Below are 15,576 nucleotides of genomic sequence, written 5' to 3' on the forward strand. Positions count from 1 at the left end.
TTTTTTTATTGGATAATAAGTATAGAAACTACGTTTTTGCTGCGTTTCTAAATAAATTGTGTAAGAAAAAATATTTTTAAATCCTTTTCCTTTTTCTTTGTGTTTAATAGGTATATGGAGGTTTAGTCATGATAAAGAACGATGCAACATTAATAAAAGTAATTCTGCATGGAGAAGAAGAGGCGATGGAAACACTTGTTCATCGTTATTATGATGAAATATTTTACTATATCTATCGCCTAGGAAGTTCCTATGAAGAAGCGAAAGATATAACGCAAGAAGTGTTTATTGCCATGTTGAAAGCATTACCAACATATCAGGAACAAGGGGATTTTAAAGCTTGGCTTTATAAAATTGCACATAACCGAGCCATGAATTCCTTTCGGCAAAATAAACAATCAATTTCGTTTTCAGTTGAGCATGAAAACTTAATGATAGGGTCCGATATAGGCGATCAAATTGTAAAACAATCAATGGTAAAAGAATTATTAAATTCGTTGCCTAAAAAGCAAAGGAATACCCTCATTTTGAAATACTTTCATGGATTTACAGCTAAAGAAATTGCAAAAATTACAGGAACATCCATACCAACTGTTAAATCGAGGCTTCTTCAAGGTTTGCAAAAAATGAAGAAACGTATGAAGGAGGGAAATTAATTGAAAAAGATTAATGAAACTGAGGAAAAGTTTAAATCATTCCTTAATACATATACACTACCTGAAATTAAAGAAAATGATAAACAAGAGACGATTGACTTACTAAAAACTTATATGCCTATTCAACAAGAAAGAACGAGTGAATTAATGAAAAAACTCGTTTGGAAAGCATTTATAGAACTATTATCTTATTTTAAAATTCAATTACTTATTATAACTGTTCTGATGTTTTTAATTTATACAATAATTCCTGAAACGATGGAAAGATGGATCTTCTTTGTTTTAACTACACCAGCTCCTTTATTGGGAGTAGGGTGGTATTTAATGAATGCACAAACAGAAGGTATAGTTGAATTAGAGTCCACCTATAAGTATTCCTTTCAGCAGATTCTCTTTTCTAAAATTGTCGCAATTGCGGTATGTAGTATAGCTATTTACAGTTGTACATTGCTTTATATGATTTTAATTCATCATGTTGAACTATCAACGGCGATCTTTCATATTGCAGTTTTGGGGTTAACACCAATTCTACTACTTTGCCTGACATTATTATCTTTAAGCATTAGATTTCGAGATGCGATGTCTTGGACGTTGATTATATTGATTTGGATTTTCTTTGTTTTACTCTCAATATACACACCAATGGGAGCGATTCTGCTATCGATGGATTCTTTAATATATATATTGATCAACGTTATGCTGTTAGTGTTTTTCATTTATCGATTAGCTAATGTTTGGAGAATGGAGAGATTGCCTAATGAGTATCATTAAATTGGGTTTAATGGAAATGAAGAAATTGTTTCAACAACGAGAAATATATGTCGCTCTCTTTTTATGTACAGTCATTTACCTAATGGGAATGAAAAGTGTTGGAGAATCCGATAAACCTTATGAATTATGGAAGGGGTTAATAGAGGCTATTCCTTGGATTGGATTCTGGTTTATTGCTGTATTAATTGTTGTAGGCGTATCCAAATGTTTGTCTTTCGAGCGAGAACAGGAAATGAGTGAATTATTGTTAACGTACAAGAAAGGACACCTAAAATTATTAATTGTAAAACAGATTATTACTTTGATTTATTGTGCATTAATTGTTTTATATTTTTATGTAGTTTCTTTTTTTAGCTTAGGAAATGGCTATTCTATTTCGGGTATATTCGCTCAAATAAAAGTAAATCCACCTCTTTTTTTCGAAGTAAATCCCAACTGGACATTTGCCCAGCTTTTAGTTTATCAGTATGGATATACAGTCCTAGCAAGCTATATCTTCGCATTGTTTATACTAGCATTATCATTTTTTATAAAACGAAGTGTTTTCATCATGATGATTGCAGGAAGTATTTTTGCAGCAGGAGAGCTTTATGAAAAATTTATCGCAACATTCATAGGAACTATGAAATTGAGTGAATACCTCGGTGCAATTTATGATTATGGATTTAATGGCATGTTAAGCCATCAATATTTAGGGTTTTTCAAACCATTTTCAGAAAGTGAAGTATACATTTTATTTTTAGTCATTGCTTTATTACTATTCACACTTAATCTTATCATCGGAAGGTGGAGAAGATATGCTTCGATGGGAGATTAAAAAACTCGCAAAAAATAGCTTTAATGCCCCTATTCTGGCAGGGATAACTTGTCTATGGGGAATTATTTTATATTTCTCTGCACAAAAGGGATCAGAACAGTTACTAATGACATCTACAACATTTTGGCATGTATTAGGTTCGATAGCTGTTGGATTTATGATTTTATTTGTGAATACAAGATTGTTTATTTTAGATGAAGAAGAAAAAGTGAAAGAAGTTATTTTAACTACTCAAAAAGGAAAAGCAAAGGTTTTTTTGCTAAGGATGATTGCTACTGTTATTTACACCACTTGGACTATTGTTTTGTTTTTACTAGTTCAAATCGTGATGTTTTTAATCTTTAACCGTGTTGAAACCGACTTGGCTACAACATTTATTACAGATTGTTTAGAGAGTTTTCTTTACGTATGGATAGGTAGCGTATTATTTTCGATTTTTACAGCTTGCATTTGCACGATTTTTAAATCACATATGGCAACAGTGATTTTATGTGGAATTTTATTTGGATTGACCTATTTATTGAGAGGTAGTCTCCTTCAACATTATTCGTTTGAATGGTTTTTAGAGAAAGGTTTTTTTTCGTATTTGATAAGGGCGAAAGATATTTTACTTGAATCACAATTAATTATTTTAACAATATGGTATGGAGTTCTAATAGTTTGCATCTTAATGCTGACAATAAAATTGCAATTAAGGAGACACGAAATATGATTCTAAAAATAGAAAATATCACACATCAATACAAAGGCTTCTATGCAATACAAAATATCAATTGTGAATTGTCTCCCGGAATTTATGGCCTATTAGGGCCAAATGGGGCTGGAAAATCGACTTTTTTACGTATACTAGTCGATGTGATTGCTCCAGAAAAAGGTAGAGTTCTTTATAATAATCGAGAGATTACTACTTTAGGTGAACATTACCGTGATATCTTGGGGTATTTACCACAGGAATTTCATGGTTATCGTAATTTTACAGCGGAAGATTTTTTAAAATATGTAGCAAATTTAAAGGGGTTAGACAAACAGATAACCCAAACAAGAGTGCAACAACTTTTAACAATGGTTGGTTTAGTAGATGTAAGAAAGAAAAAGCTAAAAAGTTTCTCAGGAGGAATGAAACGGAGAATAGGAATTGCACAAGCGTTGTTAAATGACCCTGAGATTTTAATATTAGATGAACCAACGGCTGGTTTAGATCCTAGTGAACGGATACGGTTAAGAGGAATACTATCAAAACTTTCAAAGAATAAAATTATTATTCTGTCTACACATATTGTATCGGATATTGAGTATGTGGCAGATGAAGTTCTATTGCTAAAAGGTGGTGAACTTATTGAAAAGGCAGCGCCTAATAAGTTATTAAGTCATTTAACTAATCAAGTGTGGCACTTACAAATAGCGGAAGATGAATTAGAAAAATATTTAGCAGAATATGCTGTATCGAACGTTCATCAACAAGGGGCTAATATCGAGTTGCGTATAATCTCAAAGGAAAAACCAAATGAATCAGCTGTAAATGTAGAGCCAAGAATGGAAGATATCTATGTTTATTATTTCGGAGCACAAGAAAGTAACGTTGTTTTTAATTAATAAAAGACTGAATTCAGTATTGGTTTGAAAAGAGTTTATGAAGAATAGCACTTAAAGTAAACAAGGACATTAGTAAAATAACTAAGGTGTCTTTTGCCTTGGCCTCTATTCAGCAAACGGAGCAGGATAGTTGAAGAAGGAATTATTGTAAATGAACAAGACATACTATACCTAAATAAAAAATTAGGGTGATGAAATTGGATAAACGTATTCCTCTTCTAATGGTTTTATTTAGTCTATTAATTTGTGTGTGGTGTTTTGGAACAGTAAATGCAAATTCGAGTGACACTCCTCCTTCTTTTGAGGAAATGTATACTGAAGCTGGATATAAATCCGTAAAAGCTGCTGTTAAGGAATTTGAAAATCATTGTAAATGTGATGTAAAGCTACCCGAAAAGTTGCCTTCTATTTCTTTCACACATCAATATGGAAGATTCTTTGAAGATAAGAACTATAATGTGAATGATTCCCTGGAAATTAGGTTTGTTAACAAAGATTTAAGTAATAATATTTATAAAATTGATATTCGTCCTTTAAAAAACAAATTGGACTTCACAGATAAACTGAACTTAAATGGAAAAGAATATACACTTCAAGATGGTGCAAAAGCCATTTATTTTGAGCATCAACTATTTAACTTTTTTGTATTTGAAAAAAATAATTTGCAGTATATGCTTGGAATTTATAATAAAGTAGCCAACAAAGTAACACCTGAAACTTTTGTTCTAATAGCTAACTCAATTTAACTAATTTAGATGAAAATCATTAGGGCCTTATAAAATGAAATAGCCATCTGGCTGAATGTTATGGCGTTTGCGGTGAGAGTTGTTCTAAGCTACTCACATTCCTTAGAGAGGCGTCGCGTCACTCCCTCCACTTACGTATGTTGCTGTCGCTTCGCTTTCGCGCAAAAAACATCTGTTTCTCCAAGTGACTCATCGGACGCCCCAGGAAGCTTTGCTTTGCACGAAAGCGAAGCGTCAGAGACAAATCGACCGTTCGGAACGGAATTAAACTCCTCGTTGTGCAGATAAGCCATATTTTATTTATTATGAAACCTTAAATTTATTGAGATAATTGGTTTTATGCAACATGAAAAAAGACCGAGACAAAACCCTTCTCTAATATCGAAAAGCCGGTGAAATTTTACCCGTCGTAAAATTTCACCGGCTTTATATTCTTCATTTTTTTCGCTATTTTTTATCTTCCTTTCGAAAATTGATTTCCTCATAATCTGCATTATCGACTTCAATTGATTAAAGCTGATATAATACAAAATGGTTATTTAGACATCCCCTATCAAGATACATATTGATAGTTAAAAATAATAGGGATTCACAAAAAACGGAGGTATGAAAGTGTCAAAGAATTCAAGTAAAATAGGTGTAGTAATCGCAGGGCTATTGCTAGCGATTTTAATGGCTGCAATGGATAATACAATTGTAGCAACGGCAATCAGTACAATTGTCGGAGATCTTGGTGGATATGACAAACTTGTCTGGGTGACATCAGCTTATATGATCGCGTCGATTGCAGGTATGCCGATTTTCGGTAAATTATCCGATATGTATGGTCGTAAAAGATTCTTTATTTTCGGTTTAGTAGTATTTTTAATCGGTTCGGCGCTAGCCGGTACAGCAAACTCAATCATTCAGCTTAGTATTTACCGTGCAATTCAAGGTATTGGCGGTGGTGCATTAATGCCAATCGCATTCACAATTATGTTTGATGTAGTGTCTCCAGATAAACGCGGCAAAATGGGTGGCTTATTCGGGGCAGTATTTGGTCTATCGAGTATCTTTGGTCCACTTATTGGAGCCTATTTAACTGATTATGTTCATTGGTCTTGGATTTTCTATATTAATTTACCACTTGGGCTAATTGCTTTTGTGTTAGTTGCAAAATTTTACAATGAATCAGTTGTACATGCCAAGCAAAAAATCGACTACTTTGGCGCAGCTACTTTAGTTAGTGCAGTAGTTAGTTTAATGTTTGCTCTTGAGCTAGGCGGCAAAGAATATGCTTGGGATTCCGCAATGATTCTTGGATTATTCGCTCTATTTGGAGTGCTTCTTATTAGCTTTATTTTAATTGAACTACGTGTAGAAGAGCCTATTATTTCCTTTAAAATGTTTAAAAGCCGTCTCTATGCAACGAGTAATATCATTTCAATATTTGCTGGTGCTGCTTACATTACTGCTGCCATCTACATTCCAATTTTTGTTCAAGGTGTACTTGGAGGCTCAGCAACGAACTCAGGTCTTATTTTACTTCCGATGATGGTCGGTTCGGTTGTAACAGCATCTGGAGGTGGAGCTCTCCTCACAAAATTTAAGTATCGAACGATTATGTTACCGACTTTAACTCTATTCGTTGTTGGTATCACCTTGCTTACAACATTGACAACTGAAACGTCACACTTTATGGTAACAATCTTTATGATACTTGTTGGTCTTGGCATTGGCTCGTCTTTCTCTGTGTTGAGCAATGCCGTTATTCATGGTCTTAGTATGAGACAACGTGGCTCGGCTAACTCAACGCTAAACTTCAATCGAGAACTTGGAATGACATTAGGAATTACAGTGTTTGGGATTATTCAAAACCATATTTTCTCAAATAAATTAACGTCCGCGTTTAGTGGTCAAGCACCTACTGGTATGGATTTAAGTGATCCAAGTGTTATCCTAACACCTGAAACTCGAAACTTCATTCCTGTAGAGGTTCTTGATAAAATGCAAGAAGCACTTACTATTTCAGTTGCTCATACTTTTGCTTGGGCGATAATCCCAGCTGCTATTGCGCTAATTATGGCATTTGCTATGGGTAGAGAGCAATTCGACCCTGCTTCTGAAATGGAAACGTACAATCACGACGCATCACATTAATATATGAGCCTGTGTTTCACAAATTATCAAAATTCGGCCTCTCCTCAATTAAAATTTTATAACATTTCATATTCGAAATAGCGATAAAGATTGAGGTAGTCGTATGAAAAAGCAGCTGAGATTGCGGAATTTACGCATACAAAAATAGAAAAAGAGAGCTCGAAAAAGGATTTCAAAAAATGGTCGGTGAGCAAAAAGTGAGCCATCATGCTAATTTAGATACCTTTACTAAGAGGCAAGGACAACCCCCTCCTCTGATACCAAAAAGCCGATGAAATTTTACGACATGTAAAATTTCACCGGCTTTATACTTTTCGTAATAAGCACTCAAACCGTTTATACGAAGTACGGGTTGTCCTGCCTATCATTCACGCATGGTGCTTAAACTGATTTTATGCGCCTATACGTAGGTGAAAACGAAGCTCTCAGAAGAAAAAACGAACGCCATTTACGTCAAAAATGGCGTGGAACCAGTTTTTGGATTCTTGAAGGCTAATTCGCATTTCACTCGATTTTCTGTCCGAGGAGAATTGAAAGTTTATAACGAAATAGGTCTTTCATTTATGGCTGTAAATTTGAGAAAATTCACGACCATTCACATAGATGTGTAAGTATAGAGAAAAATCGAAAAAAGTGAAATTAAGCACACTCAATTTCACTTTTTTCGATATTAGAAGCTAGTTTTATCCCAACCTCTTGTTATAAGATGTAAAACGTTGTTACCAAAGCTTATAGCCTTTAGAGCCAGGAGGGGAGTTAGAAATAATATCGATAATTGGAATAGTATAAGCAAATAAAATTAATGCTACTAAAATAACAAGCCATACTTTGAAGTTCTCTAAAATAGCTGGAGTAGTACCACCGTTTTCATGTACTTCACCAACTGGGAATTCTTCTTCGCCTTTTGGTGCAAACCATGCTAATTTCACCACAATATAAAGGATGATTATGATAGCGATGAACAGGATTGTGCCACCAACAGCTTGAGCGATTTGATAAGGAATCCAATCATAAGCTTGTTGAGCACCGCCATACTCAGAGTAATCGGATCGACGAGGTGCACCGATCAGACCGGCGATATGCATAGCAGAAGACATAATTGTCATACCAATAGCCCATAAAATAGCTGCAAAATTACCAAGATTGTTTAAAGATTTAGTCAGTGTGCGACCTGTTAAATGTGGAATTAACCAGAATGCCGCACTGAAATAAGTTAATACGACAGTTGTTGCAATTGTTAAATGGAAATGTCCTGTAACCCAAATCGTATTATGGATTAATTGGTTCATTTGGTAAGAAGCATTGATGATACCGCCAGCGCCACCAGGAATAAATGCTACCATACCGATAAATGGCACGAAGAAACGAGCATCTTTCCATGGCAATTTTTTGAACCAGCCGTAAAGACCTTTCCCACCTAATTCACGACCACGTAATTCAAACATTGCAAACATCGAGAAGGCGGTCATTAAAGATGGAACGATTACCGCAAATGTTAAAACAACTTGTATGAATTTCCATGTACCAGTAATACCTGGCTCTGTTAATTGGTGATGAATCCCAACTGGTACAGAGAAGATTAAGAATAGCATAAATGATAGTCTTGCTAAAGAATCAGAGAAAATTTTTCCGCCAATAACCTTCGGGATAATGACATACCAAACCATGTATGCAGGTAATAACCAGAAATACACAAGCGCATGACCAAAATACCAGAATAATGTACGGGATAGTGCTATGTCGACACGTTCTATAAAGCCTAAGGACCATGGAAGTAGCTGGAATAGAACAGAAGCAGCTACACCTAGAGTTGCTACGAACCACATTAAATTGTTGACAACAACCATAAATGATAGTAATGGGCTTCGTTGTCCGCTTCCTTTATTTTCTTTACGCCACTGTGCATATCTTAAAATTTGACCTGCGCCGCCAACCCAAGAACCAACAACGACCAATGTAAGGCCTAAATAGAATATCCAGTGAGCTTTCAATGGAGCATAGAACGTATATAAAACAGTTGCCTCATTAAGTAGAACCATTGTTGCAGCTGCTGCTGTACCGATAGTCATTAACCAGAAGCCAATCCAGCCAAGGCGACGTTGACCATCTGAGAAAGTCCCTGACGTACGGCTAACACTGGCAATTTGGAAACCAAAAATAAAGAACGTTGTTAAAATAAGACCGAGTAAAACACCATGTACGGTTAAAACTTGATAGTAACCAATGCCTGCTGGTAATGTAAATTGACCAGAACGAACGAAAACTTGTAATAAACCTGCAAGACCCCCTAATAACAATGCGATGAATGCCACGTAAATATGTGCCATCGCTAGCTTCGCATCACGACGATCCACTTTTGTCAAATTATTATTGAGACTCATTTGGCTTCACCACCTTTAGCATAGAGTGCATCATCGTATGTCCTGTACCACAATATTCATTACATACGATTAAAAACTCTCCTTCTTTATTTACTGTAGTTACATATTCAGAAATGTAACCAGGTTCAAGCATCATATTAATATTTGTACCTGCAACTTCAAAACCGTGCATTACATCTGCACTTGTTGCGATAAATTTCACTTTAGCTCCAAGTGGAACTTCAATTTCGGGAGGATTGTAGTTAAATGCTGATGCTAAAACAACTACTTCATAATCCCAATCCTTTCCATCGACTTTATGGACACCAGGATTATCGAATGGTGCAAATTCTTTTACTTTCTCATAATCTAGTGTTTTTTTACCATTGTTCGGATGTGAGCCTTGATGAAATGCACCGATGCCTAGAATGATAAGGAATGCTACTAAAGTAGCAACTCCGAACACAAGCCAATACTTCTCATACTTATGTAAGTGCATATGTCTCCGTCCTTTCTTAGTAGAATCAATTATGCCTCGGCATAATTGCGTGTCATCCGCCGGAGGCTTTAATCTCTTTCAGTGGAAACCCGCTGAAAGAAGTTAAAAACGATTGATGAACAAATCGAAGCAGTACACCCAAAGCAAGATAATGATGATTCCTACTCCAAATACCGCATAGAGTGAACCTTTTAAATTTTCATCTGACTTTTTTTTATTTGCCATTTTTGCTCCTCCTACGCCTTTATTGTGTCTTTCTTATTGCCATGATATATAAATAAATTTCTTTTTGATGTGAAAAAAATCACACATCTTGGCGAATTATGTGAAAAAAGTGTGAAAAATTGAGGGGAAGATAAAAAATAGCCATCTCAATAGTCATTGAGATGGCCACTTTTAGGTTGAAATTGGATTAATTTTTATTAAAATTTCTTCTTTTTCAAGAAATTTTACTATTGAAAATTAGACTTGAGCCTTATGGTGCATCCTCCGTTAATGAAAGAGAATGATAAAGTGTACTCATAAATGTTTGGTGTTTTAGCATAGGATATATCATTTGGAACAGTCTTCTATTATAGGACTCTATTCTTCCTCGATTGTTAAAAGAACTGTCAATGGACCAACGTTTGGAATTGTAACAGGTAGTACAAATGCCTTTTCAAAGCCGTATAACTTTGTGTTGCCAACCATCACTGTTGGTGGTGTGATATCAATTTCTAAGCTTTCTTGCCCTACGGTAGTACATAAATTTCCCGCAATCATATTTCCAAATTCACCAGTGAAGGATTCCAACATTTCTCCTTCAAGAGGCATACCAAACATTGTATTGCCGATGCCACTAAATATTTCAGGAGAGGAATCAATGATTACACGGCCCTTTAAATCTCCTATTAAACCAATTAAAACCCCCATTTGCTGTTGTTGGAATGGTTCAGAAATAATACTAGGAGTTTTCACCTCTATATCCATTGGTAAGATCGATCTTAAAGCGTGAATTGTCCCGTTTAAAATAGTTTGAAAGTACTTCGAATTACTCATCATAACCGCATCCTTTTTCCGACTTTTCTACATCTTACCATGTTAAATGGGTAAGATGAAAGTATGTCTTGACGAATTAATGGGAATTTTATATTATATCAATGAGAATGATTTTCAAAATCAATAGACGTTTAAGTTTTTTCAAATACAAATAATTATAAAAAAAGGAGCGGTCAGTGATGACATTCGTATTTATTGGTGCAGCAGTGGTTATCTATATTGGAGTGGGAGCACACGTCATGAAACAGACGACTGCACATTTAAAATAAGAGGATATCAATAATAGAGGAAGTAGAGCATGGTCATGTAATTTTGAGACCATGCTTTTTTTATTTATTTTTATTACTATTGTTTCAATCACGAGAAAAAAGAGTTGTTTGTTTTTTCTGAAATATATTGTAAAAGGGAAATGTTTTTTTGTAGAATTAAAACAAATCAGTGTGGTTACGAGGTGATGAAAAAATGACACTTAAGAAGATTAAAAACTTCAATAAGTGACAGTTTTTCTAAGCAATCAATCAGTATCTACACCAGTAATTAAAAATAATAAAAATGGATGGGCAATTAAGCAACGTCCAAGAGAAATTTAGGTGAAGAAAACATGACAAAAATATTGTTAACAGGGTTTGTACCATTTCTTGATTATAAAATTAATCCAACAATGCAAATTGTAGAAAATCTAAATGGAGAAAAGATGGGTGGCTATGAAATAGTAGGACGTATTTTGTCTGTAGATTTTCAGCAATCTGCTCAGCAGCTAAAACAATATATTGCTGAGATAAAGCCACAAATCATTATTTCATTAGGGTTAGCTGGAGGGCGTTTTAAAATAACGCCAGAGCGAATTGCGATTAATATTAAAGATGGTGAAGAAGATAATAATGGTTATACACCAGTAGATGAGAGCATTTATAATAATGGTGCAGATGCATATATAACGAATTTACCTATCCGAAATATGGTCAATCGATTATGCAAAGAAGGATATCCAGCGGAAATTTCAAATACGGCGGGTACTTATTTATGCAACAATATTATGTATGAAGGGCTAGTTTATGCAAAGCAACATGAAGGGGTTCGTGCAGGATTTATTCATATTCCTGCGTCATTTGATTTGGCCATTCAGCATGGAAAAATACCAGGATGGAACATCCAAGATTTAATAACTTCTATTAGGCTCTGTATTGAGGAGACCATTCGTGCAACAAATGAATGATTTTCCTACTACGATGTGGATTAGCCAACACACAATTCGTTTTGCATTTCATGAGGAAATATCTCAAGAAAATTTTCTAGTAGTACAAAAGTTCAATTGGTTTCTGAAAAAAATGCTACAACAAAACCTTGTTGAAAGTGTTGCAAGCTATCATACAGTTACAGCTTATATAAAACAAAAAATCGATTTAGATTTTTTACAAGAACAATGGCTGTTGATGCAAATTGCACCAACAGTTGACGATGTAACAAATCGACAGTTACAAATTCCAGTATGCTATGATGAGGAATTTGCCCTAGATATGTATAGTGTGATGGATTATACGGGTTTATCGTATGAGGAAATTAAAAAAATACATATGTCAAAGCTTTATAGTGTATATCTAATTGGATTTTTACCTGGATTTCCTTATTTGGGTGAATTAGATAGAAAGCTGTTTGTACCACGATTAAAAAAGCCGCGAACTTCTGTATTTGCAAGTTCTGTTGGTATAGGTGGTTTGCAGACAGGGATTTATCCATTAGATTCACCAGGTGGATGGAATATCATTGGTAAGACGCCGCTAAATTTATTTGATGTACATCGGAAAGAAACTTTTATTTTTTCACTTGGAGATCAAGTACAATTTTATGAAATAACAAAACAGGAGTTTATTGAAATAAAAAGCAAAGGAGTGTAGCAATTGAAGCCACTTCTTATGATAAAAAAGAAAGGTGTATATGGGAGCTTGCAAGACCAAGGGAGATACGGCTATCGGGCGTATGGTATTCCTCTATCTGGACCTATGGATAAAGTGTCATTTCAAGCAGCGCAATATATCTTAAGTAACGACAATAACCAAACTTCATTTGAAATATTTGTTGGTGGTTTTGAATTTGAAGCTTTAAATGAAGGTACTTATGTATTGACTGGAGCAAAATGTCAATGCTTGTTAAATGATGCTCCAGTAGAAATGTGGAAAACTTTCCATTTAACAAAAGGAGATATCTTGTCCATAAAAAGTGTAAGTCTTGGCTCTATTGTTTATCTTACGCCTGAAGGAGGATTTCAAACAGATCCAATACTTGGAAGCAACTCGTACTTTCCACTTGGAAATCTAGGTGACGCAATAAATGAGGGTAGCGTTATATTTGGACAAAAGTCAAAAACGTTACAATTGACAAGAGGACTTTATGCACCTTTTCGCCCAACCTTTAAAACTTCTATTACGGTAAGAATTTTTAAAGGTCCACATTTTGATTTATTTACGGATGAGAGTCAGCATCAATTTTTAAACATTCCATTTCAATTTTCAGGTGGAAATCGTATGGGCTATTATTTAAAAGGTGCTACGCTACAGCTGAAAGAATCACAAGATATTCTCTCGGAAGCAACACAGTTTGGGACAATTCAAGTGCCTCAAAGTGGGGACCCCATCGTATTAATGGCAGATGCTCAAACGGTTGGGGGTTATCCTATAATTGCAACAATACATGAAGATGATTTACATAAAGTCGCTCAAATGCGCATGTTTAACACGGTCAACTTCGCACTAATGGAGGAATAGGTATGCCAATGGATATTAATTGTGATATGGGTGAAAGTAATAATGCACTTACCATGGGCAATGATGAAGAGATTTTAAACTATGTGACGTCCATTAATATTGCATGTGGCTATCATGCAGGCAATCATACGATTATGCGTCAGACTGTACGAAATGCCATTCGAAAAAATGTCCTTATTGGAGCACACCCAGGATACCCTGATCGCGAAGGTTTTGGCCGTCGTAATATGGATTTTAGTGCTGAGGAAATATACGATATGATTGTCTATCAGGTAGGGGCATTGCAAGCATTTGTATCAGTAGAGAATGGAACACTTCATCATGTAAAGCCACATGGAGCCCTCTATAATCAAAGTGCTAATGATAAAGAAATGGCAACTGCTATTGTCAATGCAATATTTGATTTAAATCCAGCGTATATTTTATATTGCTTGGCTGGGAGTAAAATGGCTAAAATTGCGAATGAAAAAGGCTTACAAGTTTACGAAGAAGTTTTTTCTGATCGTAATTATAATGAAGACGGGACATTAGTGAATCGATTACATTCAAATGCATTGATTCAAACAGAGGAAGAAATGCTTGTACATGTCAAAAGTATTTTAACGTCGAATGAAGTGATGTCAGTACAGCAAAAGAAAATTAAAATTTCCGCGCAAACACTATGTATACACGGAGACGGCCCACATGCACTGGACTATGCCAAAAAGATTTATGAGTTTAAATGTCAAATGGATAAATAAAATAAAGGATGCCCTTTTTTAAGGCATCCTTTATTATAAAAAAATATATTTCTCTATCCTATTTACTTAGGATAATTAAAGTGTAGTCACTAATTCAACAGCTTCAACAATAACAGGTGTTCCTGCTGGTAAAGTGCCTGTAACAGTATTGAATGTTAATTCTGTTGCAGAAACTGAGTAAGAACCACCTTCCTGAAGCACCCCATTAATATATAAATTATAGTACCCATTTGTTACGATTGGGAAAGTAGTTGCAGCAGAACCGCTATCATTTAAAAAGGTAGTAGAGGCAACCGTTGTACCATCAGTGATCGTTAAGGGTGCAGCTAAAACATTGAAAAATCTAGTCGAAGTACCTGTAACATTGACATGAATATTAATAATAGAAAGTGCCACTTATTTTCACCCCCTTTCAGGTTGGTTACTTACATAGTAGAAAAACCTATTGATTCTATGATGATTGGAGTACCTCTATAAATTGTTGAATTATCTGGACTTAAGGTTAACGAGGTTGGAGTTATGTTGTAAATTTCACCTTCCTGCATTACGGCATTGATATAAAGATTTACGTAGCCATTCGGATTGAAAATCTTAAATTCAGTTGCTGGATTGCCATCATCATTCCAAAATTGGCTAGCAGCTAGAGTCACTCCATTCGTCAAATTAATATCTGATGTAACGACATAGAAATATCTATTTACGATTGGAATGATATTTCCATTAGGTTCAATGACAGGGGGAGGGTCTACCGGAGGGATGGTACTAGCTTTTATACGTGGCCAAATAAAACGATCTTTACACCCGCATTCACATTCTTGCTCGATTTTACCGGAATTCCTATAATTCCCCATATTTCTTATCACCTCATTTAATTATTTTTCCCTCATTTAGCTTTGATTTTTCACTATTATTAGTATTGCAATCGAACACCAAACTTTTTTAAAACTTAATTTTCCTTACTTTAAAATATGAAGAAAATTATTATTTGCTTAGTTGTGCAACCATTTTGGAATAGAAATTAGTAGTTTTATAAAATAATTGCCCACTACCATAAATTGAGGATGACAATTGTTAGAGACTCTGGGCGAAGCGTCAGCAACAAATGTTTTATCTGTGCGAAAGTGAAGCGTCAGCAACAAATGTTTTATCTGTGCGAAAGTGAAGCGTCAGCAACAAATGTTTTATCTGTGCGAAAGCGAAGCGTCAGCAACAAATGTTTTATCTGTGCGAAAGCGAAGCGTCAGCAACAAATGTTTTATCTGTGCGAAAGCGAATCGTCAGCAACAAATGTTTTATCCTGTGCGAAAGCGAAGCGTCAGCAACAAATGTTTTATCCTGTGCGAAAGCGAAGCGTCAGCAACAACAAAGTGCACAGTCGGAAGGAAATCAACTACACGTTTTGATAGTGGGCCTGAAAAATGCATTATCTTTTTGATTAAACAGGACGATATGGAT

General features: G+C 35.0%; 18 protein-coding genes and 1 pseudogene. 13 read left to right on the forward strand and 6 right to left on the reverse strand.

Annotated features, from left to right (window positions below):
- The first annotated feature begins 128 nt into the window (after positions 1-128).
- The 8 genes and pseudogenes from ACFVT8_RS13940 to ACFVT8_RS13975 all read left to right on the forward strand — a co-directional run.
- Positions 129-656 (forward strand): RNA polymerase sigma factor, encoded by a 528-nt coding sequence (locus ACFVT8_RS13940; protein ID WP_387081021.1) that lies wholly within the window; start codon positions 129-131, stop codon positions 654-656.
- Positions 657-1,427 carry a hypothetical protein gene (locus ACFVT8_RS13945; protein ID WP_387081023.1) on the forward strand — a complete coding sequence of 257 codons (771 nt, stop codon included), beginning with the start codon at positions 657-659 and terminating at the stop codon, positions 1,425-1,427. It begins immediately after the preceding gene.
- Positions 1,414-2,244, forward strand: coding sequence for a hypothetical protein (locus tag ACFVT8_RS13950; protein ID WP_387081024.1), 831 nt, complete (start codon positions 1,414-1,416; stop codon positions 2,242-2,244). The genes ACFVT8_RS13945 and ACFVT8_RS13950 overlap by 14 nt, the downstream gene beginning before the upstream one ends.
- Complete coding sequence (locus ACFVT8_RS13955; RefSeq protein ID WP_387081025.1) at positions 2,225-2,956, forward strand: hypothetical protein; 732 nt, start codon at positions 2,225-2,227, stop codon at positions 2,954-2,956. The genes ACFVT8_RS13950 and ACFVT8_RS13955 overlap by 20 nt, the downstream gene beginning before the upstream one ends.
- On the forward strand, positions 2,953-3,837 hold the full coding sequence (locus ACFVT8_RS13960) for an ABC transporter ATP-binding protein (protein ID WP_387081027.1): 885 nt from the start codon (positions 2,953-2,955) through the stop codon (positions 3,835-3,837). Before ACFVT8_RS13955 ends, ACFVT8_RS13960 begins: the two co-directional genes overlap by 4 nt.
- 191 nt (positions 3,838-4,028) lie before the next feature.
- Entirely contained in the window at positions 4,029-4,583 is a 555-nt protein-coding gene (locus tag ACFVT8_RS13965) for a carbon monoxide dehydrogenase (RefSeq protein ID WP_387081028.1), read from the forward strand.
- A 606-nt stretch (positions 4,584-5,189) separates the two neighbouring features.
- Positions 5,190-6,722: an MDR family MFS transporter gene (locus ACFVT8_RS13970; protein ID WP_387081030.1), complete on the forward strand. Its 1,533-nt coding sequence runs from the start codon at positions 5,190-5,192 to the stop codon at positions 6,720-6,722.
- Positions 6,723-7,132: 410 nt separating this feature from the next.
- A pseudogene (locus ACFVT8_RS13975) lies at positions 7,133-7,312 on the forward strand (transposase); the annotation flags it as partial.
- A gap of 129 nt (positions 7,313-7,441) precedes the next feature.
- Here ACFVT8_RS13975 and ACFVT8_RS13980 read toward each other — a convergent pair.
- The 4 genes from ACFVT8_RS13980 to ACFVT8_RS13995 all read right to left on the reverse strand — a co-directional run bounded on the left by ACFVT8_RS13980 (position 7,442) and on the right by ACFVT8_RS13995 (position 10,619).
- The gene (locus ACFVT8_RS13980) at positions 7,442-9,103 is read right to left on the reverse strand and encodes a b(o/a)3-type cytochrome-c oxidase subunit 1 (RefSeq protein WP_387081031.1); all 1,662 of its coding nucleotides are present in this window, start codon (positions 9,101-9,103) and stop codon (positions 7,442-7,444) included.
- The gene (locus ACFVT8_RS13985; protein WP_387081033.1) at positions 9,090-9,581 is read right to left on the reverse strand and encodes a cytochrome c oxidase subunit II; all 492 of its coding nucleotides are present in this window, start codon (positions 9,579-9,581) and stop codon (positions 9,090-9,092) included. The genes ACFVT8_RS13980 and ACFVT8_RS13985 overlap by 14 nt, the downstream gene beginning before the upstream one ends.
- A 102-nt stretch (positions 9,582-9,683) precedes the next feature.
- A complete protein-coding gene (locus ACFVT8_RS13990) occupies positions 9,684-9,806 on the reverse strand; it encodes a hypothetical protein (protein WP_255505077.1) in 123 nt (40 codons plus the stop codon).
- 357 nt (positions 9,807-10,163) lie between these two features.
- Complete coding sequence (locus ACFVT8_RS13995) at positions 10,164-10,619, reverse strand: chemotaxis protein CheX (RefSeq protein WP_387081035.1); 456 nt, start codon at positions 10,617-10,619, stop codon at positions 10,164-10,166.
- Positions 10,620-11,220: 601 nt separating this feature from the next.
- On the opposite strand from ACFVT8_RS13995, the gene ACFVT8_RS14000 reads away from it, so the two are divergent.
- The 4 genes from ACFVT8_RS14000 to ACFVT8_RS14015 are packed head-to-tail and all read left to right on the forward strand — an operon-like array spanning position 11,221 to position 14,121.
- Positions 11,221-11,835: a pyroglutamyl-peptidase I gene (locus ACFVT8_RS14000; RefSeq protein ID WP_387081036.1), complete on the forward strand. Its 615-nt coding sequence runs from the start codon at positions 11,221-11,223 to the stop codon at positions 11,833-11,835.
- On the forward strand, positions 11,828-12,514 hold the full coding sequence (pxpB, locus tag ACFVT8_RS14005; RefSeq protein ID WP_387081521.1) for a 5-oxoprolinase subunit PxpB: 687 nt from the start codon (positions 11,828-11,830) through the stop codon (positions 12,512-12,514). The genes ACFVT8_RS14000 and pxpB overlap by 8 nt, the downstream gene beginning before the upstream one ends.
- Before the next feature lie 3 nt (positions 12,515-12,517).
- Positions 12,518-13,381: a 5-oxoprolinase subunit C family protein gene (locus ACFVT8_RS14010; protein ID WP_387081038.1), complete on the forward strand. Its 864-nt coding sequence runs from the start codon at positions 12,518-12,520 to the stop codon at positions 13,379-13,381.
- Between the two features lie 2 nt (positions 13,382-13,383).
- Positions 13,384-14,121, forward strand: a complete 738-nt coding sequence (locus tag ACFVT8_RS14015) for a 5-oxoprolinase subunit PxpA (protein ID WP_387081040.1) — start codon at positions 13,384-13,386, stop codon at positions 14,119-14,121.
- 75 nt (positions 14,122-14,196) lie between these two features.
- Here ACFVT8_RS14015 and ACFVT8_RS14020 read toward each other — a convergent pair whose 3' ends face one another.
- Together ACFVT8_RS14020 and ACFVT8_RS14025 are read right to left on the reverse strand one after the other, a co-directional pair.
- Entirely contained in the window at positions 14,197-14,517 is a 321-nt protein-coding gene (locus tag ACFVT8_RS14020; protein WP_387081042.1) for a DUF4183 domain-containing protein, read from the reverse strand.
- A 29-nt stretch (positions 14,518-14,546) separates the two neighbouring features.
- On the reverse strand, positions 14,547-14,972 hold the full coding sequence (locus ACFVT8_RS14025; RefSeq protein ID WP_387081043.1) for a DUF4183 domain-containing protein: 426 nt from the start codon (positions 14,970-14,972) through the stop codon (positions 14,547-14,549).
- A gap of 210 nt (positions 14,973-15,182) precedes the next feature.
- Here ACFVT8_RS14025 and ACFVT8_RS14030 point away from each other — a divergent pair, with 210 nt between their 5' ends.
- Complete coding sequence (locus ACFVT8_RS14030; RefSeq protein WP_387081044.1) at positions 15,183-15,524, forward strand: hypothetical protein; 342 nt, start codon at positions 15,183-15,185, stop codon at positions 15,522-15,524.
- Positions 15,525-15,576 lie beyond the last annotated feature (52 nt).

It is taken from the genome of Lysinibacillus sp. NPDC058147, from assembly GCF_042884205.1.
In the GTDB taxonomy this organism is placed as follows: domain Bacteria; phylum Bacillota; class Bacilli; order Bacillales_A; family Planococcaceae; genus Lysinibacillus.

Coding starts and splice junctions, on each gene's coding strand:
- ACFVT8_RS13940 (WP_387081021.1), top strand. CDS start 129: ATGATAAAGAACGATGCAACATTAATAAAAGTAATTCTGCATGGAGAA.
- ACFVT8_RS13950 (WP_387081024.1), top strand. CDS start 1,414: ATGAGTATCATTAAATTGGGTTTAATGGAAATGAAGAAATTGTTTCAA.
- ACFVT8_RS13955 (WP_387081025.1), top strand. CDS start 2,225: ATGCTTCGATGGGAGATTAAAAAACTCGCAAAAAATAGCTTTAATGCC.
- ACFVT8_RS13960 (WP_387081027.1), top strand. CDS start 2,953: ATGATTCTAAAAATAGAAAATATCACACATCAATACAAAGGCTTCTAT.
- ACFVT8_RS13965 (WP_387081028.1), top strand. CDS start 4,029: ATGAAATTGGATAAACGTATTCCTCTTCTAATGGTTTTATTTAGTCTA.
- ACFVT8_RS13970 (WP_387081030.1), top strand. CDS start 5,190: ATGAAAGTGTCAAAGAATTCAAGTAAAATAGGTGTAGTAATCGCAGGG.
- ACFVT8_RS13980 (WP_387081031.1), bottom strand. CDS start 9,103: ATGAGTCTCAATAATAATTTGACAAAAGTGGATCGTCGTGATGCGAAG.
- ACFVT8_RS13985 (WP_387081033.1), bottom strand. CDS start 9,581: ATGCACTTACATAAGTATGAGAAGTATTGGCTTGTGTTCGGAGTTGCT.
- ACFVT8_RS13990 (WP_255505077.1), bottom strand. CDS start 9,806: ATGGCAAATAAAAAAAAGTCAGATGAAAATTTAAAAGGTTCACTCTAT.
- ACFVT8_RS13995 (WP_387081035.1), bottom strand. CDS start 10,619: ATGAGTAATTCGAAGTACTTTCAAACTATTTTAAACGGGACAATTCAC.
- ACFVT8_RS14000 (WP_387081036.1), top strand. CDS start 11,221: ATGACAAAAATATTGTTAACAGGGTTTGTACCATTTCTTGATTATAAA.
- pxpB (WP_387081521.1), top strand. CDS start 11,828: ATGAATGATTTTCCTACTACGATGTGGATTAGCCAACACACAATTCGT.
- ACFVT8_RS14015 (WP_387081040.1), top strand. CDS start 13,384: ATGCCAATGGATATTAATTGTGATATGGGTGAAAGTAATAATGCACTT.
- ACFVT8_RS14025 (WP_387081043.1), bottom strand. CDS start 14,972: ATGGGGAATTATAGGAATTCCGGTAAAATCGAGCAAGAATGTGAATGC.
- ACFVT8_RS14030 (WP_387081044.1), top strand. CDS start 15,183: ATGACAATTGTTAGAGACTCTGGGCGAAGCGTCAGCAACAAATGTTTT.